We start from the raw sequence: 21,043 nt of genomic DNA on the forward strand, positions 1-21,043 counted from the left end.
GGGGTGCCGGGGCGGCGCACTGGTGCCGTCGAAGACGTGCGCTGCCCCGGCTGGGGGGATCGACCAGTGCCTAGCTGGGCGTTCCTTCGGGAAGCTTTACCGATAATGCTGGTAAAGTCAACGATGCGCTTGAAGTGTCTCCCGGCTTCGTGATCAGATGGGTATGCCTAGCTGGGAGCACTCGCATGTCCACACCGCGCAGATTCGAGCCGCACTACCGCAGGATCATCGTCGACATCAGGAGGCGCATCGCCGAAGGCGAGTGGCCGCCCGGTCACAAGCTGCCGTCCACCAAGGAGTTGGCGGATCTGTATGAGGTGGGCAGCCAGTCGACCGTCCGGCAGGCCATCACGATCCTGATCGAGACCGGCGAGTTGTACGGCCATCAAGGCCTCGGCGTGTTCGTTCCGGACGCCAACAAGTAGCCCGGCCGCAAGATCGGGTGCCACCACCCGAGATCTTGGAAAGAAACGGCCCCTGGAGGGGCACTTTCCCTCCAAGATCTCTCCGGCTTCGTTGACAACCCGCTCGCGGATCGTCGAGGGCCGGAGGCGCTCAGAGGGGCCGGAAGAGCTCAGAGGGGGTTGTCGGGGGTGACGGCTGGGGACGGCGGGGCGCTCGGCTCGGTCGGTTCCGTGGTCGGCTCGGGGTCGCGGCGCTTCCAGGCGCTGACCCCCAGCCGGCCGGTGTTGCCGAGGTCGATCGGACCGTCCAGCGCGACCGGGTACGCCGGCCGGCCGGTCACCGGGGCGACGTAGAGTTGCCTGCCCTCGGTCGCCACCACTGTCGCGTCGGTGACGGTGTTGCGCCAGAGCAGCGCCGCGCCGGCCCGTTCGCCGGGGCGCAGCACGATCAGGGTGGGTGGGGCGTCGAAGCCGGAGGTGATCCCGGTGGCGCCGGGGACGATCCGGACCATGATCGGTTCCCCGTCGCCGTCCCGGAGGCGGACCGCCGGATAGCCGCGCAACTCGTACGGCTGGTTGCCGCAGTTGACCAGGTCCAGGCCCATGGCCCGCAGCCCCATCGCGGCGCTCACCCCGGTTTCGGTGATCCGGATGCCCTCCGGGGTGCACGGCGGGGTGGGTGAGGCGGCGGGGGCGGTCGGGTGCGGGGGCAGCGGGTCGATCGGCGCCGGTGCCCGGGTGCAGGCCGCCAGTAGCGTCAGCGCCGCGAGAAGGCCGGTACCGACTGCCGCGTTCCGCATCCGGTGATCATGCCACCCGCGCCGGCCCACTGCGTGGGATCCCCGGGTGGCAGCTTCGTGAGCAGCGCATAGACTCGGTGGCACAACTGCATACCTCATCCAGAGGGGCTGAGGGATACGGCCCGACGACGCCCCGGCAACCACCCGCCACGCTCGACGACGAGCGACCGCGGGCAGGTGCCAATTCCGTCCCCGCCGCACCCGGCGATGCGGGGAAAGATGAGAGGAACCTCTCGACATGACGTCGACGCTTTCCGCCGTCCCCGGCATCGACACCACCCGCAGCCCGGCCCGCGCCCTGGTCTGTCGCGCCTGTTCCGCGCGCTACCCGCTGGCCGCGCAGCACGCCTGCTACGAGTGTTTCGGCCCGCTTGAGGTCGACTACGACACCGCCGCCCTGGCCACCGTCACCCGTGCGCAGATCGAGGCCGGCCCGAACAGCATCTGGCGCTACGCCGCCCTGCTGCCGGCCGGCCAGGACCCGGCCACCCGGGTCACCCTCGACCCGGGCCTGACCCCACTCGTGGCCGCCGGCAACCTCGCCGCCGAGCTGGGCCTCACCGGCCCGCTCTGGGTCAAGGACGACAGCGCCAACCCCACCCACTCGTTCAAGGACCGCGTCGTGTCGGTGGCGCTCACCGCCGCCCGGGCGCTCGGCTTCACCCGTTACGCCTGCGCGTCCACCGGCAACCTGGCCAACTCGGTCGCCGCGCACGCGGCCCGGGCCGGCGTGCCGTCGGTGGTCTTCATCCCCAGCGACCTGGAGCAGGGCAAGGTCGTCACCACCGCGGTCTACGGCGGTGACCTGGTCGCGATCGACGGCTCGTACGACGACGTGAACCGGCTCTGCGGCGAGCTGGTGGAGACCGACGAGTTCGAGGACACCGCGTTCGTCAACGTGAACGTCCGGCCGTTCTACGCCGAGGGCTCCAAGACGCTCGGGTACGAGGTGGCCGAGCAGCTCGGCTGGCGCATCCCGGCGCAGGTGGTCATCCCGATGGCCAGCGGCGAGCTGCTCACCAAGATCGACAAGGCGTTCACCGAGCTGGTCGAGATCGGGCTGGTGGAGGCCCCGGCCGGCGGCTGGAAGGTGTTCGGCGCCCAGTCCGCCGGCTGCAACCCGATCGCCACCGCGCTGCACGACGGAAGCGACACCATCGTCCCGGTCAAGCCGACAGGCATCGCCAAGTCGCTGAACATCGGCGACCCGGCCGCCGGGGTGTACGCGCTGGAGGCGGTCCGCCGCACCGGCGGCTGGATGGAGTACGCCGACGACGAGGAGATCCGCGCCGGCATCCGACTGTTGGCCCGGACCACGGGCGTGTTCGCCGAGACCGCGGGCGGCGTGACGGTGGCGGTGCTGCGCAAGCTTGTGGAGTCCGGCAAGCTCGACCCCACGGCTGAGACGGTGGTCTTCAACACCGGCGAGGGCCTGAAGACCCTCGACGCGGTGGCTGCCGCCGCCGGCCCGACCCACCGCATCAAGCCCAGCCTCCGCGCCGCCCGCGACGCCGGCCTCCTCTCCTGACCTCCTGACCCGTCCGGCAAGGCGTTGACCAAGGAGTTCGTGTCAGCGGCAGTGGCCGTTCCGGACGCGAACTCCTTGGTCAACTTGCCGCAGCGGGTGACGGGGGATGTGCGGGGAGTGGCAGAAAGCCGCCCCCGAGGACTTGACGGCAGGAACCGGACGGCGCAAGATGCTCGGTGCGGGAGGGCATCCGCCGGAGACTTTTCGAAGTTTTGCGACCCAACGCCGGAGGCGTTGTGCGGACGTCCCTCCCGACCAACCTCGGACAGGGCCAGCGGAAAACCGCTGGCCCTGTCGCCGTTTCCCGCCCCAGGCAGTTGTGACACGCCCCTACTGATCTGGTGCCTTCCTGTTGCATGATGGCGGGCATGACGGAGACCCCGCACCCCCTGTACGACAGGCACGCCGAAACCCTCGACCGGGCGCTGACCGCGATCACGGAGCGCGGGTACTGGTCCGCCTATCCCGAGTCGCCCAGCCCCCGGGTGTACGGGGAGACCGCAGCCGCCGACGGCAAGGCCGCCTTCGAGGCGTACCTGGGTGGCGACTTCCCGCTCGACCAGGCCGGTGACGGCACCACGGTCGCCACCGAGGCCAGCCCGTTCGGGGTGACGCTTGACGTGCGCTACCCGCACACCGGCGCCGACGAGCTGGTGGCCGCCGCCACCGCCGCGCTGCCGGCCTGGCGCGACGCCGGCCCGGCGGCCCGGGCCGGGGTCTGCCTGGAGATCCTCAACCGCCTCCACAAGAACATCTTCGAGCTGGCCAACGCGGTGCAGTTCACAAGCGGCCAGGCGTTCGTGATGGCGTTCCAGGCCGGTGGCGCGCACGCGCTGGACCGCGCCCTGGAGGCGGTCGCCTACGCGTACGCGGAGATGACCCGCCACCCGGGGACGGCCGGCTGGGAGAAGGCCGCCGGCAAGGGCGACCCGCTGCGGATGACCAAGACGTTCCACGTGGTGCCGCGCGGGGTGGCGCTTGTCATCGGCTGCAACACGTTCCCGACCTGGAACTCGTATCCCGGGTTGTTCGCCTCGCTCGTCACCGGCAACCCGGTCGTGGTGAAGCCGCACCCGCGTGCCGTGCTGCCGCTGGCGATCACCGTGAGGTACGCCCGGCAGGTGCTCGCCGAGGCCGGCTTCGACCCGAACCTGGTGCAGCTCGCCCCCGAGGCCGCAGGCGAGAAGCTCGCCTCGACGCTTGCCCTGCACCCCGCCGTCAAGATTGTCGACTTCACCGGCTCCACCGAGTACGGCGACTGGCTGGAGGCGAACGCCCGGCAGGCCGCCGTCTACACCGAGAAGGCCGGCCTGAACACGGTGGTGATCGACTCCACCGACGACTTCGCCGGGCTCTGCCGCAACCTCGGCTTCACGCTCACGCTCTACAGCGGTCAGATGTGCACCACCTCGCAGAACCTGCTGATCCCGCGCGACGGCATCGACACCGACCAGGGGCACCGGAGCTTCGACGAGGTGGCCGCCGGTATCGCCGGCGCGGTCGCCAAGCTGACCGCAGACCCGGCCCGGGGCGTCGAGCTGACCGGCGCGATCGTCAACGACGGCGTGCTGGAGCGGCTGGACGAGATCGCCAAGGTCGGCGAGCCGGTGCTGGAGTCCCGGACCGTCGAGCACCCGTCCTTCCCGGGCGCCGTGGTGCGTACGCCGACAGTCGTCAAGCTGGACGCCGGCGACACCGCGACCTACGGGCGGGAGTGGTTCGGGCCGATCTCGTTCGCCATCGCGACCGCCTCGACCGAGCACAGCCTGCGCATCCTGCGCGAGACGGTGGGGGAGAAGGGCGCGCTGACCGCGGCCGTCTACTCCACCGACGAGGCGGTGCTGGACGCGGCCGAGGCGGCGGCTGTCGACGCCGGGGTGCACCTGTCCTGCAACCTGACCGGCGGCGTCTTCGTCAACCAGTCGGCGGCGTTCTCCGACTTCCACGGCTCGGGCGCGAACCCGGCGGCGAACTCCGCCCTGACTGACGGCGCATACGTGGCAAACCGCTTCCGCGTGGTCCAATCCCGCCGCCACGCATGAAAGGCGGGGCCCCTTCTTAACGCATTTGGTAGAGGAGGGGCCCCCGCTTAACACACTCAGGCCGGGCGGCGCATCTGGAGTTCGTGCAGGGCGGGGATGCGCGGGTGCGGGACGCGTACCCCGGTGTCGGTGAAGCCCAGCTTCTGGTAGGCCCGGCAGGCGCGGTCGTTGCCGACCACCACCTCCATCATCAGCTCCGGCCGGCCGCACGCCCGGGACCAGGCGGCCACCTCGTCCACGAGCGCGGCGAGCAGCCCGCTCCCACGCCGTGCCGGGGTCACGTAGACCGCGTAGACGAGCGTCAGGCCCGGCTCGTCCGGCGCGGCCGTGCCGCCGGCGTGACCGACCAGGCGGCCACCCGGGTCGGCGACGAACTGGGCGGTGTGGTCGCCCCGGGAGACCGCCGCGACCCGGGCGGCGAAGTCCGCGTGCGGCCGGGCGGCGGCCTCGGCGACGGTTTCCAGGAAGGCCAGCGGGGCGTCGGCAAGCATCTCCAGCCGGAGCGCCCGCATCCGGGCGGCGTCCTCCGGGCGAATCCGGCGGACCGTGGTCGGGGCGGGCGCGCTGGTCATGCCGCATACATACCGGACCGGTCCGGTGGCGGCGCCGCCGGGTGCCCGACCCGGCCCGGAATGCGCCCGATTTGTGGTCGTGCGCGGTCGTCACGCCTGGTGTAGCGTGCGATTTCGGTCACCGATTCAGCGGCCGTCGCCGATCGCCGAAACCGGTGGGCCGCCGGTGCCGGTCCGCCGGTCTCCGGGTCTTGGGACGCCGCGCAGAGTGAGGAAGTGCACCGTGGCACAGGGCACCGTGAAGTGGTTCAACGCCGAAAAGGGCTACGGCTTCATCGCCGTCGACGGCGGCCAGGACGTCTTCGTCCACTTCTCCGCGATCGAGATGGACGGCTACAAGGCGCTTGAGGACGGCCAGCGGGTCGAGTTCGAGATCGCCCAGGGCCAGAAGGGTCCGCAGGCCGAGCGCGTCCACGTCATCTGATCATCGTCGGTCGCCGCGCGCGGCCGAGCCACCCCGGCCGGGGCTGCGCTGCGGCCCCGCACCGTGGAAGATCATGAGCCGTTCCAGCCGTCGCTGAGGAGGGCCCATGTCCGAGCTGCCCCCGTCGGGTGCCCCCGAACCGGTGCCCCCGGTCGACCCGACCCGGCCCCCGCCGCCGCCCGCCGACCCGTGGGCCGACCCGGCCCCCGCCGGCCAGCCCGGCTCAGACCCGGCCGTTCCACACCAGCCCGGGTACGACCCGCCCCCGGGCTCCGCTCCGGACGGCACCCCACCCGGTCGGCCCGCCCCGCAGGGCACCCCACCCGGTTGGCCCGCGCCGCAGGGCAGCCCGCCCGGTTGGCTCGCCCCCCAGGGCGCTCCGCCGGGCTGGCCCGCGCCGGACTCCGCTCCGCCCGGGTGGCACTGGCCGGCGGCCGGCGCGCCCGGGGCGGCGTACCCCGGTCACCCGATGCCCGGCGCGGCGTATCCGGCGTCGCCGATGCCCGGCGGCCATCCCGGCTGGTTTCCGGGTATCGACCCGCAGGACCCGCTTGTCACCCCGCCGCACGCGGGCGTGGGGGGTTGGTTCGCGCGGTGTGCCGGCGCGGTCCGGCGCGGCTGGCCGCAACTGGTGCCGATCATGCTGCTCACCCAGGGTGTCCCGGCGGCGGTGATCTCCGTCGTCTCGCTGTTCCTTGTCCCCACCGACGAGATGGCGACCGGCCCGGACGGCGCGCCGGTGCTCCCGGACGGCTACCTGGAGCAGACGCTCGCGTTCTACGGTGTGGTGCTGCTGGCCGCCCTGGTCTTCGGCCCGCTCCAGGCTGTCGGCTGGGCCGCCGGCACCTGGGTGGTCGCCCGGCAGGCGGCCGGTGGGCCGGCGGGCCTGGGCGGCGCGCTCCGGTACGGGATGCGCCGCGCGCTCGGTCTCTGGGGTTGGACGATCGTTGCGTCGCTGCTGATCACGGCCGGCGCCTGCTTCTGCCTGCTGCCAGGCGTCTACGCCGGTTTCGCGGTCGCCCTGTTCGGGCCGGTCTACCTGTTCGAGCGGCAGGATCCGATCGGGCGGTCCTGGCGGATGTTCCACCGGAGCTTCGGCATGGTGCTGGGCCGGGTGGCGCTCGTGGCGTGCGCGCTGCTCGCGGCGGCCGTGCTGGACATCGTGGTGGGCGCGGTGAGCGGCGCGGTGTTCGGCGCCGATCCGACGACCGCGCTCGGCACCACGGTCGGGGCGGTGGCGCTGGCCGTGGTGGGCGCCGCGCTCGCCGCGCCGGCCTACCTGGCCCAGCTCGTCGGACTGGTCGTCGCGTACGCCGAGCAGCGGGCGCAGGAAGGCCCGGTGAACGCGGCCCGGCTGGCGGCGGAACTCGGCTGACCGGCGCTGTCGTGCTTGCACTCGGCTAGGGAGAGTGCTAAACAAGTCATTGGCACTCGCGTACGGTGAGTGCCAATGGTCGGGGCGGTAGGGCCACGGCCGCACCGGTGTCCCAGGGGCGCCGGAGTGGCACGGGGCCGGTCGTCGCGGGCTGTCCGGCCCGACCGAGGAGGACGTCGTCGTCGCCAGGTGGCGACGTCCCCAAGGTGCGTACACCAGACGGCCCATCCGGGCATCCGGGTGGACCGTGAGTGTCCAGGAGGACAACGCCGTATGGCCAAGATGATCGCGTTCGACGAAGAGGCGCGCCGCGGCCTCGAGCGGGGCATGAACCAGCTCGCCGACGCCGTGAAGGTGACGCTCGGCCCGAGGGGCCGCAACGTCGTGCTCGAGAAGAAGTGGGGTGCCCCCACCATCACCAACGATGGTGTGAGCATCGCCAAGGAGATCGAGCTCGAGGACCCGTACGAGAAGATCGGCGCCGAGCTGGTCAAGGAGGTCGCGAAGAAGACCGACGACGTTGCCGGTGACGGCACGACGACGGCGACCGTCCTGGCCCAGGCCCTCGTCCGTGAGGGCCTGCGCAACGTGGCTGCCGGCGCCAACCCGATGGCCCTGAAGCGGGGCATCGAGGCCGCCGTCTCCAGCGTCTCGGAGGAGCTGCTCAAGCTCGCCAAGGACGTGGAGACCAAGGAGCAGATCGCCTCCACCGCCTCCATCTCCGCCGGTGACAGCACCGTCGGTGAGATCATCGCCGAGGCGATGGACAAGGTGGGCAAGGAAGGCGTCATCACCGTCGAGGAGAGCAACACCTTCGGCCTGGAGCTTGAGCTCACCGAGGGCATGCGCTTCGACAAGGGCTACATCTCCGCCTACTTCATGACCGACCCGGAGCGTATGGAGGCCGTCTTCGACGACCCCTACATCCTGATCGTCAACAGCAAGATCTCGTCGGTGAAGGACCTGCTCCCGATCCTGGAGAAGGTCATGCAGTCGGGCAAGCCGCTGCTGATCATCGCCGAGGACCTGGAGGGCGAGGCCCTGGCCACCCTGGTGGTCAACAAGGTCCGGGGCACCTTCAAGTCGGTCGCCGTCAAGGCGCCGGGCTTCGGTGACCGCCGCAAGGCCATGCTCGGTGACATCGCCATCCTCACCGGTGGCCAGGTCATCAGCGAGGAGGTCGGCCTCAAGCTGGACGCCGTCAACCTCGACATGCTGGGCCACGCCCGCAAGGTCGTGGTGACCAAGGACGAGACCACCATCGTCGACGGCGCCGGTGACGCCGACCAGATCCAGGGTCGGGTCAACCAGATCCGGGCCGAGATCGACAAGAGCGACTCCGACTACGACCGGGAGAAGCTGCAGGAGCGCCTGGCCAAGCTGGCCGGCGGTGTTGCGGTGATCAAGGTCGGCGCGGCCACCGAGGTCGAGCTGAAGGAGCGCAAGCACCGCATCGAGGACGCCGTCCGCAACGCGAAGGCCGCCGTCGAGGAGGGCATCGTCCCGGGTGGTGGCGTCGCGCTGGTGCAGGCCGGCAAGACCGCCTTCGACAAGCTGGACCTTTCCGGCGACGAGGCGACCGGCGCGCAGATCGTCAAGATCGCGCTGGACGCCCCGCTGCGGCAGATCGCCGTCAACGCCGGCCTCGAGGGTGGCGTCGTCGTCGAGCGGGTTCGCAACCTCGACTCGGGTCACGGCCTCAACGCCGCGTCCGGCGAGTACGTGGACCTGCTGGCCGCGGGCATCATCGACCCGGCCAAGGTGACCCGTTCCGCGCTGCAGAACGCCGCCTCGATCGCCGCGCTGTTCCTCACCACCGAGGCCGTCGTGGCGGACAAGCCGGAGAAGACCCCGGCCGCCCCGGCTGGCCCGGGTGGCGGGGAGATGGACTTCTGAGTCCAGCTCCACAAGTACGCCGAGAAGGGGGCGGGCCGCGTCAGCGGTCCGCCCCCTTCCGCGTGCGCGCTCAGGTGGGCAGCGGCCGTTGGTTGCGTCGCTTGTGCGCCCGGTCGTAGGGCGGCAGCAGCCGCCTCGGCTCGTCCACCGGCTGCCGCGACTCCTCCGCGGCCGGCTGGTCGGCGGCGGCCTGCTCGGCGTCGCCGAGGTCGAGCCGATCGGCGACCCGCTCGCCGGTCGGGGCCGGGTCGTCGGTCCGTTCGTCATCAGTGGTCATGCGCCGCCTCCTCTGCTCCTCGACGGTAGGGGCCGATCGATCACCACGGCGGACGAACGGCGTTATGCCCCATTTCGGGCGGCCCGCACCGCCGCGTACGCGTCGACCAGGCCGGCGCCGACCGTGTCCCGGGTGCCGCCGCACGTCCCGCCGGCCGGCACCGTGGCCGGGGTGGCGGTCTCGGCGAGGATCCGCCGGGTCCGGTCCAGGTCCCCGATCAGCGCCGGGTTCGCCGACCACATCAGCGCCACCACGCCCGCCACCTGCGGCGTCGCCATCGAGGTGCCGTCCAGGGTGGCGTACCCGCCGCCCGGGAACGCCGACGGCACGGCCGCGCCGGGCGCCACCAGGTCGGGTTTCGCGACGCCTCCGGTCGGGCCCCGGCTGGAGAACTCGGTGAGCCGGCGGGAGCGGTCGACCGCGCCGACCGTGAGCACGTCCGGGTACGGCGCCGGCGGGTCGTTGAGCGAACCGCAGGACGGTCCCTCGTTGCCGGCGGCGGCCACCACCAGGATGCCGGCGGCGGCAAGCGCGGCGGTCGCCGGACGCAGCGCACCCGCGTCGCACCCCTCAAACGGCGGGCAGCCCCACGAGTTGGTGAGCACGTCCGGCGCGCGTTGCGGCCGGCCGTCGGTGAGCGGGTCACCTCCCGGCGGGAACGGGGCCAGCATGAACTGGAGACAGTCGAGATAGCGGGCCGGGTTACCGAGGTTGCGGTCCAGGTTGACGCAGCCGACCCAGCTCGCCCCCGGGGCCACCCCGATCCCGCCGCGACCCACTGCGCTGCCGAGCGTGTGGGTGCCGTGGCCGCCCCGGTCGGCCGGCGCGCGGCGGTGCTCCCACGGGTCGTACCAGGAGTCGTCGCCGCCCCGGAAACCGGCGGCAAGCGCCGGGTGTCCACCGTCCACGCCGGAGTCCGAGCTGCCCACCACCACGCCGGCGCCGGTGACGCCAAGCTCCGACCAGACCCGGTCCGCGCCGATCAGCGACACGTTCCAGGTCGGGCCGGTCGGCGCCGGGCTGTCCCCGCGGGCCGGCGGCGGCGCCGCGGGAAGCGGGCGCAGACGCTGGTCGACGAGGACCCGGGCCACCTCGGGGCGGCCGGAGAGCCAGGCCCGTACCGCCGGGCCGCCGTCCGTCTCGATCGCGTTGACCAGGTAGTAGGGCGTCGGGTCGAGACGCAACCTGGTGAGCGTGCGGCGCAGGTCGCCCTGGGTGCGCTCGGCGGTCGCCACCAACCGCCGGTAGACCTCGGCGGCCCGGGCGTCCCGGCCGGCCCGACCGGGCACGCCGGCCGGCAGGCCGCTCAGGTCGGCCTGCTCCCGCAGCACCACGAACAGCCGCTCGCCGTACAGCCCCGGCTGGCCGGGCACCACGTACACCACGGCCACGGCGGCCAGCAGGGCCCCGGCGGCAAGCGCGGCGACGCCCCGGCGGGGAGCGCGGGCGTGGGGGCGGGCGAGCAGCACGCCGTACCCGACGGCGAGCAGGACCGCGACGGCGAACGCGGCGCCGGTGCCGACCGCGACCCAGAACGGCACGTCGCGGCCGGTGGCCAGCAGCAGGCTGATCTCCTCCGGGTCGGTGAACGCCAGCGGCCCGGCCACCGCCAGGCCGACAAGCCACCGCACCGGGGCCGGCCCGGCCGCGCGGCCGGCATGCCGGGCCGCGGCCTCCAGCGCACCGAGGACGAAGCCGAGCGGCGGCAACAGGACCAGGCCCGGCAACTGGGCGCCGGACTGCCCGGCGCCGGCCGCCAGCAGCGCCAGTGTGACCCCGGCGACCAGGCCGCCGACAAGCACCAGCCGGGCCGGCCGCAGGGTGGTCCCGCCGGCGAGCCCGGCCCAGAACCCGGGGCCGAGCAGCACCCCGGCCAGCACGCCGAGCGCGGCGGCGGCAAGCGCGGCGAGCAGCGTCTCCAGCGCCCCGCCCAGCGCGCCCACCCAGATCCAGGGCAGCAGCGCCGCCAGCCCGGCGGCGATCGCCAGCAGCGACACGGCGGCGTCACCGCCCGGCGGAACCGCCGGGACGGCCGGCCGGCGGCGGGCGACCAGGCCGACCGCGAGCGCGAGCAGCGCGGCGGTCACCGCCAGCGCGGCCAGGTACGCCTCGTGGTGCACCGGCGGCAGCGCCCGCAGCAGCGTCGCCGCGCCGAGCGCGACCGCGCCGCCGGTCCACGCCCGCCCGGTCGCCCGCACCGCCGGGGAGCGGGGCGCCAACGCCAGCGCCAGCGCGGGCCCGCCGACAAGCAGCATGGTGACCACCGCCACCACCGGCCAGCTCACCACCGCCCGGTCCATCCCGAGGGCCAGCATCACCTGGTCGACGAGCCAGCCGGTGACCTGGCCGGGCACGGTGACAAGCACCGCCCAGACGCCTGTCGCCACCGCCGCCACGACCGGCCACGGCCCGGTCCCGCGCGGCGGTGGCAGGGGTACGGGAGCAGCGGGCGGCCCGGTCAGCATGGTCATCACGGTACGGCCGGGACGTGTCGTCGTAGCGCGGGGACGGCTACCGTGGACGGGTGCGTGACCCCAACGTCTTCCGATCCGTGGCCGGCCAGCTCTCCGCCGAGCGCCGCGCCGACGACCTGCGCCGGCTGCGCGCCGAGCGGTTCGACGTGCTGATCATCGGTGGTGGGGTGACCGGGGCGGGCGCCGCGCTCGACGCCGCGTCCCGGGGGCTCAAGGTCGCCCTGGTGGAGGCGCGGGACTACGCCGCCGGCACGTCCAGCCGATCCAGCAAGCTGATCCACGGTGGCCTGCGCTACCTGGAGCAGTTGGAGTTCCACCTGGTCCACGAGGCGCTCACCGAACGCGGCCTGCTCGCCACCCGGCTCGCCCCGCACCTGGTCCGCCCGGTGCCGATCCTGGTGCCGCTGCCCACCTCCGGCGGCGTCCGTGACCTGCCCGGGCGTGTCGTCCGCCGCTCCTACTACGGCCTCGGCGTGGCCGCGTACGACGCGTTCGCCGGGTTGTTCGGCGGCGGGCGCGGCATGCCGATGCACAGGCACCTGACCCGCGAGGGCGCACGCCGGGTCTTCCCGAGCCTGCGGCCGGACGCGCTCGCCGGCGCGATCCGCTACTACGACGGCCAGGTCGACGACGCCCGCCTGGTGGTGACGCTGGCCCGCACGGCGGCCAGCCTCGGCGCGACAGTGGTCAACAGCGCCCGGGCGGTCGGCCTGATCCGCCAGGCCCGCGAGGTGACAGGCGTGCGGGTCCGCGACCTGGAGGCGCCGGCCGGCTCGCCGGACGCCGAGTTCGAGGTACGCGCGCGCACCGTGATCGCCGCGACCGGGGTGTGGAGCGACGACATGTCGCGGATGCTCAACGACGTCGGGCTGCGCCCCGGCCTGCGGGTACGGGCCTCGAAGGGCGTACACCTCGTGGTGCCCCGGTCGGCGATCGTCGGCGAGACCGGGCTGATCCTGCGCACCCCGACGAGCGTGCTCTTCGTCATCCCGTGGGGCGGCCACTGGATCATCGGCACCACCGACACCGACTGGCAGCTCGACCGGTCCCACCCGGCCGCCACCGCGCGCGACATCGACTACCTGCTCGATCAGGTCAACACCGTGCTGGACCGGCCGCTCACCACCGCCGACATCGAGGGCGTCTACGCCGGGCTGCGCCCGCTGCTCTCCGGCGAGGCGGACTCCACCTCCAAGCTCTCCCGGGAGCACGCCGTGGTCGAGCCGATGCTCGGCCTGCTGCTGGTGGCGGGCGGGAAATACACGACGTACCGGGTGATGGCCTCCGACGTGGTCGACCACGCGGCGCGCCGCCTCGGCCGGACCCGCCCGTCGCGCACCGCCGACCTGCCGCTGCTCGGCGCCGACGGCTACGCCGCCATGTGGCGGGACCGGGCCGACCTGGCCCGCCGGCACGGGGTGCCGGTCGGGGTGGTCGAGCACCTGCTGGAGCGCTACGGCAACCTCACCCTCGACGTGCTCGCCCTGGTCGACGCCGACCCGCTGCTCGGTTCGCCGCTCGCCGGCGCGCCGGAATACCTCGCCGCCGAGGTGACGTACGCGGCCCGGGCCGAAGGCGCCTTGCACGTCGAGGACGTGCTCACCCGGCGTACCCGGATCTCCATCGAGACCAGCCACCGCGGCCTGGAGTCGGCGGAGCACGCCGCGGAGCTGATGGGCGCGGTGCTCGGCTGGGACGCGGCGACCCGGGCCCGGGAGGTGGCCCACTACCGGGCGCGGGTGGAGGCCGAGCGGGAGTCGCAGCTCATGCCGGACGACATCGCGGCCGACGCGGCGCGACTCGGCGCACCAGACGTGCGTGGCTTCGCCGCCGACCGGGCCAGCTCACCCCGCTGAGAAAACCGGACCGCACGGACTGATCAGTAGGGTAGTGCGCCCTACCTACGGAAGTGTAGGTTTCCCGCGTGGTTCGCCCATCCTGGACGCGCGTCTCCGCCCTGTCCGCCGGCGTGCTGCTGGTGACCGCCGTGACCGGCTGCTCGCTCCTCGGCCGTTCGGGGAGCGCCAGCGACCCCGACCAGCAGGGCTCGGCCACACCGACACCGGCCGGGAGGCGCGTCAGCCTGGTGCAGCGGCTCGGCGGTGACGGCCCGGTCCGCACGCTCGACGTCGAACCGACCGGCCGGTGGCAGTGCCGCGACTGCGCCGGCGACGGCGTCGACGCGACAGGCGCGCTGAACCCCGAGCAGACGTCCCGGTTGCAGAAGATGCTCGACGACCCGGCGCTGGCCGGGGAGACCGACGAGGTCCGGCGTTACCGGCAGCTCTGCATCGGCGCGCTGACCTCGACGCTGCTCATCCCGCCGGGGCTGACCATCACCATCCAGGACTGCCCCGGCGAGCCGGAGCCGCCGGTGGCGTACGAGGTGTTGCTGCTGCTCACCCAGGCCACGCCGGCGCAGGACAAGGGCTGAGTCAGACCACCTTGCCGGGGTTGAGCAGACCGGCCGGGTCCAGCGCCGCCTTGATCGCCTGGTGCACCCGGACGCCCACCGGGCCGATCTCCCGGGCCAGCCAGTCCCGCTTGAGCAGCCCGACGCCGTGTTCGCCGGTGCAGGTGCCACCCAGCTCCAGGCCGAGCCGCATGATCTCGTCGAAGGCCCGCCGGCCCCGGTCCACGCTCGCCGGGTCGGCCCGGTCGACCACGATGTTGGGGTGCATGTTGCCGTCGCCGGCGTGCCCGACCACGCCGATCGGCACGTCGCACTCCTCGGCGATCCGGGCCACCCCGTCGAGCAGTTCGGCCAGCCGGCCGCGCGGCACCGCCACGTCGTCGATGACCAGGCCGCCGTTGCCGCCGGGGAAGGCAACCGCGGCGAACCGTTCCATCGCCGGGTGGGCCAGCCGCCGGGCCTGGAGCAGGGCGGCGGCCTCGGTCGCGTCGGTGGCCACGTAGACCTCGTCGGCGCCGGCCGCGCGGCACACCTCGGCGATCCGGTCCAGGTCGCCGGACGCCCGATCGCCGGTGTCCACCGCCGCCAGCAGCAGCGCCTCCGCGTCCGTGCGCAGACCCATCGGCCGGTACGCCTCGATGGCCCGCAGGTGGGTCCGGTCCAGCAGCTCCAACAGGCTCGGGGTGAGCCCCCGCTCGGCGATCCCGGCCACCGCGCCGCCGGCCGCCGCCGTGGTCGGGAAGACCGCCACCAGGGTCAGCGACGCCTCGGGCGCCGGGCGCAGCGCCACGGTCACCTCGGTGATCACGCCGAGCGTGCCCTCCGACCCGACGAACAGCCGGGTCAGGTCGTAGCCGGCGACGCCCTTGGCGGTGCGCCGACCGGTGCGCAGCACCTCACCGGAGGCGAGCACCACCTCCAGGCCGAGCACATACTCGCCTGTCACGCCGTACTTCACGCAGCACATGCCACCGGCGTTGGTGGCCACGTTGCCGCCGACCGTGGACGACTCCCACGAGCCGGGGTCCGGCGGATACCACAGCCCGTGCTCCCGCAGCGCCCCGGCCAGCGCCGCGTTGACCACGCCGGGCTGCACCACGGCGATCCGGCCGACCGGGTCGACCTCCCGGATCCGGTCCATCGCCACGGTGCTCAGCACCATCGCGCCGGCCACCGCGTTCGCCGCGCCGGCCAGCCCGGTCCGCGCGCCCTGCGGCACCACTGGTACGCCGTGCCGGCCGGCCGCGCGCACCGCCGCCACCACCTGCCCGGTGTCCCGAGGGCGGACCACCACAAGCGGGGTGCCCGAGGCGCACAGGTCGGCCTCGTCCCGCTCGTGGACGGCCAGCAGGTCCGGGTCGGTCAGCACGGCGGACCCGCCGAGCGCGGCCCGTAGTTCGTCGAGGAGGGGATGGGCGACCATGCCGGGAAGGCTACCGGCGTACCGTTGCGCCGTGCTCTTCCTGGACCCGCCCGCGGTGCCCTGGCGCGGCCGGCTCTGGTCGCACCTGATCAGCGACGTGTCCTACACGGAGCTGCACGCCTTCGCCGAGATGCTCGGCGCGCCCCGGCGCGGCTTCGACCGGGACCACTACGACCTGCCCGCCGAGCGGTTCCGGACGGCGATCTGGCTGGGCGCGACAGCGGTCCCCTCGCGGGAGATCGTCCGGCTGCTGCGCGCCGCCGGGCTGCGCCGCCCGAAGCACGTCTCCGCCCCGGCCACTCGGGTGCCCGGCCAGCCGGCCTCAGGTCAGGGTGCACAGCTCGCGGTCCAGGTTGGCGCGGGCAGCCGCCTCCCAGCGGGCGTGCGGCTCGGGTAGGCGGTAGAGCGCCGGCAGGGCGAGCAGGTGCCGCAGCACATCGGCCCGGCCGGCCCGGAAGTCCGGCTCCGGCACGTGGGCGTACTCGCGACGGATCGCCACGGCGTACCTGTCGTAGTCGGCCGGCGCGGCGGCCAGCACTGCCAGGTCGGCGTCGCAGAGCAGGGCCCCGTCCGGGTCGTCCGGCCCGACCTCGTGGCCGGCGGTGAGCAGCACCAGGCGGCGTACCCCGGTCACCGTCGCGGCCGGCACCCCGGCGGCGGTGAGCAGCGATCCGGCCAGGTCGGCGCTGGCCCGCTCGTTGGCGTCGCCGCCCGCGCGCGCGTCATAGACCGCGTCGTGACACCACGCCGCCAGCCGGACCAGGTCGGGGTGGCGGGCCCGATCGGCGTACGCGTCGACCACGTTCAGCACCGTCCGCAGGTGGTCGACCGTGTGGTGGTGCCGGTGCGGCTCCCGCCAGCCGGCCAGCAGCCGCGCCCCGGCCCGATCCACGGCGGCCGGGTCGGTGGCCCCGGCCGCCCGCGCCGTCTCCCGCCACCGCGCCGTCAACTCGTCCATCCGGTGCAGTCTGCCCGACGTCGTCTCCCGGCCCGCGGTCGTCTCCCGGCCTGGCGTCGTCTCCCTGCCCGGCGTCGTCTCCCGGCCCGACTCGGCCGTCGGGGCGAGGATTCACCGGGGGTGGGACGGGTAGTACCCGCCATGGCCCGGGACCGACGACTGCCGTTCCTGCGGCGCGTGACGTCGCGCGACGGGCGCGGTGACCTCGACGGGCCGCGGATCGCCGCCGCGATGGACGAACTGCGGAGCAAGAGCAAGGCCACCCTGCACGACCGGCTGCACCGGGTCCGGACCGCGTTCGGCCTGGCGTTGCAGGCCGGGCTCGCGGCCGGCCTGGCGTACCTGGTGTCGCACCGGTTGCTGGGCAACCCGCAGCCGGTATTCGCACCCATCTCCGCGGTGGGCACGCTCGCCGCCTCGGTGGGCCAACGGTTCCGGCGTACCGTCGAGTTGATCATCGGGGTGGCGGTCGGCGTGCTCGTCGGCGACGTGCTGATCTACTTCCTCGGCACCGGCGCCTGGCAGCTCGCGCTCGTGGTGACCTCGGCGATCCTGCTGACCATCTTCGCCGGGGGGAGCGTGGCCATCGTGATCCAGGCGGCGGCCACCGCGGTGCTGATCGTGACGCTCAGCCCGTCCACCAAGAACATCGAGTTCCCGCGCTTCATCGACGCCTTCATCGGCGGCGCCCTCGCGTTGGTGGTCACCGCCGTCCTGCTCCCGCTCAACCCGCTCCGGGTGATCAACCGGGCGGCCCGGCCGGCGCTGGACCTGCTCGCCGAGCAGCTCGACATGTGCGCCCAGGCACTGCGCAACCGGGACCGGGGCACGGCCCAGCAGGCGTTGTTCCGGCTCCGGGAGAACAAGGAGGAGTTGGCCGCGCTCGGCGAGGCGATCGAAGGCGCCAAGGAGACCATCACCATCTCACCGGCGCGCTGGCACCGGCGCAGCGAGCTGACCCACTACGCGGAGGCGGCCGAGCCGATCGACCGGGCGATGCGCAACAGCGGCACGCTGATCCGCCGCTCGGTGACCATGATCGAGGACGAGGAGCCGATCCCGGAGCCGATGCCGGACGCCGTCGCCCACCTCGCCGAGTCGGTACGCCTGCTCCGGCACGAGTTCGCCGTGGGGGAGGAGCCGCAGCGGGCGCGGGAACGGGCGCTGCGCGCGGTGAGCGAGGCCGGTCGGGCGTACACGTCAGGGGTGGGCTTCTCCGGGAGCGTGGTGGTCGCCCAGGTGCGTACCGCCGCGAGCGACCTGATGGTGGCCTCCGGCGTCGACCAGGAGGAGGCGAACCGCCTGGTCCGCCAGGCGTTCGGCGTCAAGGGCCAGAGTCCCGGACCTCCCCCCGCCCAGCCCTCCCCCACCCCCGCCCCCACCGCCCCACCCATCGACTGACCCACCCCCACCCCCCGCCCCCGCCCTCCCCCTCCCCGCCGCAGGGATCGCTTCGGTGATCATGAAGCTGACGGTTGGGAGAGCGCTTCGGTAACTTCATGATCACCGGGGGCAGGGCGGGGCGCCGGGGGCAGGGCAGGGAGGGAGCGGTCAGGGGAGGGTGGAGAGGGCGGTCAGGAGGGTCTCGATCTCGTGGGGGGTGGTGCCCAGGCCCAGGCTGGCGCGTAGGGCGGTGGGGGGCAGGGTCGCGCCGGGGGTGCGGGCGGCGGCCTCGGTCAGCAGGCGGCGGGCCAGTGGGTGGGCGCAGAACAGGCCGTCCCGGACGCCGATCCGGTGCCGGGTCGCCAGGTGGGCGGCCACCTCCGCGGAGTCCCGCCCGGCGACCACGAAGCTGACGATGCCCACCCGGGGCGCCTCCGGGCCGAACGTGCGCAGCTCCACCACGCCCGGCAGCGCGGCCAGGCCGGACCGCAACCGGGCCAGCAGCGCCTGTTCCCGGGCGTGCAGCGCGTCCCGGTCCGCCGCCGCGAGGGCCGCGCACACCGCCGCCAGCGCCACCGCGCCGAGCAGGTTGGGGGTGCCGCCCTCGTGCCGGGCCGGGCCGGTCGTCCAGCGCACGTCGTGGGTGGCGGCACCGACGTGACTGGTGGCCCCGCCGCCGGGCAGGTACGGCGGGGCGGCGTCCAACCAGTCCGCCCGCCCGGCCAGCACACCCGCGCCGAACGGGGCGTACAGCTTGTGGCCGGACAGGGCCACGTAGTCCAGGTCCAGCGCGGTCACGTCGACCGGGGCGTGCGGGGCGAGCTGCGCGGCGTCCACCAGGATGCGGGCGCCGTGCCGGTGGGCCACCCGGGCCAGTTCGGCCACCGGCCAACACTCGCCTGTGACGTTGCTGGCGCCGGTCACCGCGACAAGCACCGGCAGGCCGGGCCGGGCGTCCCGGGCCAGCTCGCTGAGCGCCGCGTCGAGGGACCGGACCGCGTCTGCCGGGCTGGCCGGGACCGGGAGCCGCACCGAGCCGCGCGGCCAGGGGAGCAGGTTGGCGTGGTGCTCGCCGGCGAAGGTGACCACTGTGGTGCCGGCGGGCAGTGCCCGGGCCAGCAGGTTCACCGCGTCGGTGGTGTTCCGCGTGAAGATCACGTGGTCGTCGGGTCGCGCGCCGAGGAAGTCCGCCACGGTCTGCCGGGCCCGCTCGTAGGCGAGGGTGCAACGCCGGGACAGCGCGCCCGCGCCGCGGTGCACGCTCGCGTACCAGGGCAGCAGCTCGGCCACCGCGTCGGCCGCGGCCCGCGCGCACGGCGCGCTGGCGGCGTGGTCCAGGTTGATTTCTCCTGGTACGCCGAGCACGCCGAGCGGGTCCGGCCGGACCGGCGTGGGCAGCGTGGGCAGTGCGGGTACGAGGGTGACGGTCATGGCGGAGCCTCCCGGGCCACAGGGGACCCCGGGGTGTCGGGACGGGGTCCGCGCTTGCCCAGCGCGCGAGGTGGCGCTGGGCCCGGTCATCACCCGGGGCACCCCACCGCGAACTCGACGAGGGTTGCCGGCCAGCAAGCCGGGGCTTGACGCTGGCGCTCGTGACCTGTTCGGGAGCATAGCGGTCGTGATGCGGCCGGACCAGCGGGGCGTGGGTGGTTACGCTGACCGCATGGCCGTCACCCCGCCCGGCGGAGCACTGCCGCCGCCGTCCGCGCCGCCCGCCGCCCCGCCGCCCGGGGCGCCGACGCCGCGGATGCCCCTGCGCCGGCTCGGCTGGCGGCGTTTCCTGGTGCTGGCCGGGGTGGTGTTGCTGATCGCGGCCGGCGCCGTGTTCATGGTCTTCACGCTTGGCGAGAGCCTGGGCTCCGAGGCGCTGCTTGTCGGTGTGATCGCGGCGATCCTGCCGGTGCCGGTGCTGGTGTCCTGCTTCCTCTGGCTCGACCGCTACGAACCCGAGCCGCTGAAATACCTGGTCTTCTGCTTCGCCTGGGGCGCGTTCGTCTCCACCGCCATCTCGCTGCTCGTCAACGAGACCGGCGCGAGGCTGTTCGACGACTGGGGGCTGCCCGCCGCGTTGACAGCCGTGCTCGTCGCGCCGTTCATCGAGGAGTTGACCAAGGCGGCCGGCCCGATCCTGCTGCTGATCTTCCGGCGTCGGGAGTTCTCCGGGGTCACCGACGGATTGGTCTACTGCGGGCTCTCCGCGGTCGGCTTCGCCATGGTCGAGAACATCCTCTACCTGGGCGGATACGGCTACCGCACGGGTGTCGAGGAGTACGGGCCGGCGACCGGGGCGCAGCAGGTGATCGCGATCTTCATCGTGCGGATCCTGCTGTTCGGGTTCGCCCACCCGCTGTTCACGTCGATGACGGGCGTCGGGCTGGGTGTCGCCGCGCGTACCGCCGACCGGCGGGTGCGGATCCTCGCCCCGCTCGCCGGCCTGCTGCTGGCGATGATGCTGCACGGCACGTGGAACCTGATCCCGTCACTGGCCCAGGTCACCGGGCAGCCGGTGATCGTGCTCTACGGCTACATCGGCGTGATGGTGCCGATCTTCTTCGGCATGGTCGGCCTGGCGGTCTGGTTGCGGGCCTGGGAGGGGCGGCTCACCGAACGGACGCTTCCCGACTACGTGCGGGCCGGTTGGCTCACCCCGCCCGAGGTGGCGTCGTTGGGCAGCCTGGGCCGGCGGCACGCGGCCCGCGCCTGGGCCCGGAGGGTGGCCGGCGACGGCGGGGTGAAGGCGATGCGCGGCTACCAGTTCGCCGCGACCCGGTTGGCGTTGCTGCGGGACGGGATGCGCCGGGGGTTGGACCGTAAGCCCGCCGAGCGGGACCGGACGGCGCGGGAGGAACGGGAGCTGCTGGACGCGATCGCCGCGTACCGGTCGTTCTTCGTGGGTCGCGACCCGCAGGCCCCGGTCGGGGTCTGGGACGGGCAGCGCTACCACCTGCGTTTTCCGGACGGCTCCCGGCGGGCGGTCGAGGCGCCGGACGAGCCGGTGGTGCCGATCCCGGTGGTGCTGGCCCCGCCGCCTCCAGCGGTCTACGGCCCGCACCCGTGGCACCCGCACGGCTGAG

Annotated in this window: 18 protein-coding genes and 2 riboswitches; of the genes, 11 read left to right on the forward strand and 7 right to left on the reverse strand. The window is 73.8% G+C overall.

Translation table 11 applies throughout. From position 1 onward, the window contains the following. Window positions 1–185: 185 nt before the first annotated feature. Window positions 186–425 (forward strand): GntR family transcriptional regulator, encoded by a 240-nt coding sequence (locus SM450_RS14375; protein ID WP_474620238.1) that lies wholly within the window; start codon window positions 186–188, stop codon window positions 423–425. A gap of 149 nt (window positions 426–574) precedes the next feature. Here the strand turns inward: SM450_RS14375 and SM450_RS14380 are convergent, their stop codons facing one another. Continuing rightward, window positions 575–1,204 (reverse strand): DUF4232 domain-containing protein, encoded by a 630-nt coding sequence (locus SM450_RS14380; protein WP_474620239.1) that lies wholly within the window; start codon window positions 1,202–1,204, stop codon window positions 575–577. 92 nt (window positions 1,205–1,296) lie between these two features. After that, window positions 1,297–1,430, forward strand: a riboswitch (SAM riboswitch). Window positions 1,431–1,442: 12 nt separating this feature from the next. On the opposite strand from SM450_RS14380, the gene thrC reads away from it, so the two are divergent. Both thrC and paaN read left to right on the forward strand, forming a co-directional pair. Further along, complete coding sequence (thrC, locus tag SM450_RS14385; protein WP_474620240.1) at window positions 1,443–2,732, forward strand: threonine synthase; 1,290 nt, start codon at window positions 1,443–1,445, stop codon at window positions 2,730–2,732. Window positions 2,733–3,100: 368 nt separating this feature from the next. Then, the gene (gene paaN, locus SM450_RS14390) at window positions 3,101–4,774 is read left to right on the forward strand and encodes a phenylacetic acid degradation protein PaaN (protein WP_474620241.1); all 1,674 of its coding nucleotides are present in this window, start codon (window positions 3,101–3,103) and stop codon (window positions 4,772–4,774) included. Window positions 4,775–4,830: 56 nt separating this feature from the next. Here paaN and SM450_RS14395 read toward each other — a convergent pair whose 3' ends face one another. Continuing rightward, entirely contained in the window at window positions 4,831–5,346 is a 516-nt protein-coding gene (locus SM450_RS14395) for an N-acetyltransferase family protein (protein WP_474620242.1), read from the reverse strand. Between the two features lie 223 nt (window positions 5,347–5,569). On the opposite strand from SM450_RS14395, the gene SM450_RS14400 reads away from it, so the two are divergent. The 3 genes from SM450_RS14400 (at window position 5,570) to groL (ending at window position 9,041) form a co-directional block, all read left to right on the forward strand. Further along, complete coding sequence (locus tag SM450_RS14400) at window positions 5,570–5,770, forward strand: cold-shock protein (RefSeq protein WP_281586395.1); 201 nt, start codon at window positions 5,570–5,572, stop codon at window positions 5,768–5,770. A gap of 106 nt (window positions 5,771–5,876) precedes the next feature. Then, entirely contained in the window at window positions 5,877–7,145 is a 1,269-nt protein-coding gene (locus SM450_RS14405) for a hypothetical protein (protein ID WP_474620243.1), read from the forward strand. A 273-nt stretch (window positions 7,146–7,418) separates the two neighbouring features. Next, the gene (gene groL, locus SM450_RS14410; protein ID WP_474620244.1) at window positions 7,419–9,041 is read left to right on the forward strand and encodes a chaperonin GroEL; all 1,623 of its coding nucleotides are present in this window, start codon (window positions 7,419–7,421) and stop codon (window positions 9,039–9,041) included. Window positions 9,042–9,111: 70 nt separating this feature from the next. Here the strand turns inward: groL and SM450_RS14415 are convergent, their stop codons facing one another. Both SM450_RS14415 and SM450_RS14420 read right to left on the reverse strand, forming a co-directional pair. After that, entirely contained in the window at window positions 9,112–9,318 is a 207-nt protein-coding gene (locus SM450_RS14415) for a hypothetical protein (RefSeq protein WP_474620245.1), read from the reverse strand. A gap of 62 nt (window positions 9,319–9,380) precedes the next feature. Next, window positions 9,381–11,789, reverse strand: a complete 2,409-nt coding sequence (locus tag SM450_RS14420; protein WP_474620246.1) for a S8 family serine peptidase — start codon at window positions 11,787–11,789, stop codon at window positions 9,381–9,383. A gap of 53 nt (window positions 11,790–11,842) precedes the next feature. Here SM450_RS14420 and SM450_RS14425 point away from each other — a divergent pair, with 53 nt between their 5' ends. Together SM450_RS14425 and SM450_RS14430 are read left to right on the forward strand one after the other, a co-directional pair. Continuing rightward, complete coding sequence (locus SM450_RS14425; protein WP_474620247.1) at window positions 11,843–13,648, forward strand: glycerol-3-phosphate dehydrogenase/oxidase; 1,806 nt, start codon at window positions 11,843–11,845, stop codon at window positions 13,646–13,648. A 68-nt stretch (window positions 13,649–13,716) separates the two neighbouring features. Next, window positions 13,717–14,226 (forward strand): hypothetical protein, encoded by a 510-nt coding sequence (locus SM450_RS14430; protein ID WP_474620248.1) that lies wholly within the window; start codon window positions 13,717–13,719, stop codon window positions 14,224–14,226. 1 nt (window position 14,227) lies between these two features. Here the strand turns inward: SM450_RS14430 and SM450_RS14435 are convergent, their stop codons facing one another. Further along, window positions 14,228–15,628: an FAD-binding oxidoreductase gene (locus SM450_RS14435; protein WP_474620249.1), complete on the reverse strand. Its 1,401-nt coding sequence runs from the start codon at window positions 15,626–15,628 to the stop codon at window positions 14,228–14,230. Between the two features lie 31 nt (window positions 15,629–15,659). Here SM450_RS14435 and SM450_RS14440 point away from each other — a divergent pair, with 31 nt between their 5' ends. Further along, window positions 15,660–16,025: a DUF4031 domain-containing protein gene (locus SM450_RS14440; protein WP_474620250.1), complete on the forward strand. Its 366-nt coding sequence runs from the start codon at window positions 15,660–15,662 to the stop codon at window positions 16,023–16,025. Here SM450_RS14440 and SM450_RS14445 read toward each other — a convergent pair. Further along, a complete protein-coding gene (locus SM450_RS14445) occupies window positions 15,951–16,586 on the reverse strand; it encodes an HD domain-containing protein (protein ID WP_474620251.1) in 636 nt (211 codons plus the stop codon). The two genes, SM450_RS14440 and SM450_RS14445, sit on opposite strands and share 75 nt — an antisense overlap. A 141-nt stretch (window positions 16,587–16,727) precedes the next feature. On the opposite strand from SM450_RS14445, the gene SM450_RS14450 reads away from it, so the two are divergent. Next, on the forward strand, window positions 16,728–17,987 hold the full coding sequence (locus tag SM450_RS14450; protein ID WP_474620462.1) for an FUSC family protein: 1,260 nt from the start codon (window positions 16,728–16,730) through the stop codon (window positions 17,985–17,987). A gap of 150 nt (window positions 17,988–18,137) precedes the next feature. Here the strand turns inward: SM450_RS14450 and SM450_RS14455 are convergent, their stop codons facing one another. Beyond that, window positions 18,138–19,400 carry an aminotransferase class V-fold PLP-dependent enzyme gene (locus tag SM450_RS14455; RefSeq protein WP_474620252.1) on the reverse strand — a complete coding sequence of 421 codons (1,263 nt, stop codon included), beginning with the start codon at window positions 19,398–19,400 and terminating at the stop codon, window positions 18,138–18,140. Between the two features lie 45 nt (window positions 19,401–19,445). Beyond that, window positions 19,446–19,567, reverse strand: a riboswitch (SAM riboswitch). A 23-nt stretch (window positions 19,568–19,590) separates the two neighbouring features. Between SM450_RS14455 and SM450_RS14460 the strand changes: the two genes are divergently transcribed. After that, window positions 19,591–21,042: a PrsW family intramembrane metalloprotease gene (locus tag SM450_RS14460; RefSeq protein ID WP_474620463.1), complete on the forward strand. Its 1,452-nt coding sequence runs from the start codon at window positions 19,591–19,593 to the stop codon at window positions 21,040–21,042. Window position 21,043 lies beyond the last annotated feature (1 nt).

This window comes from Micromonospora marincola, assembly GCF_056150385.1.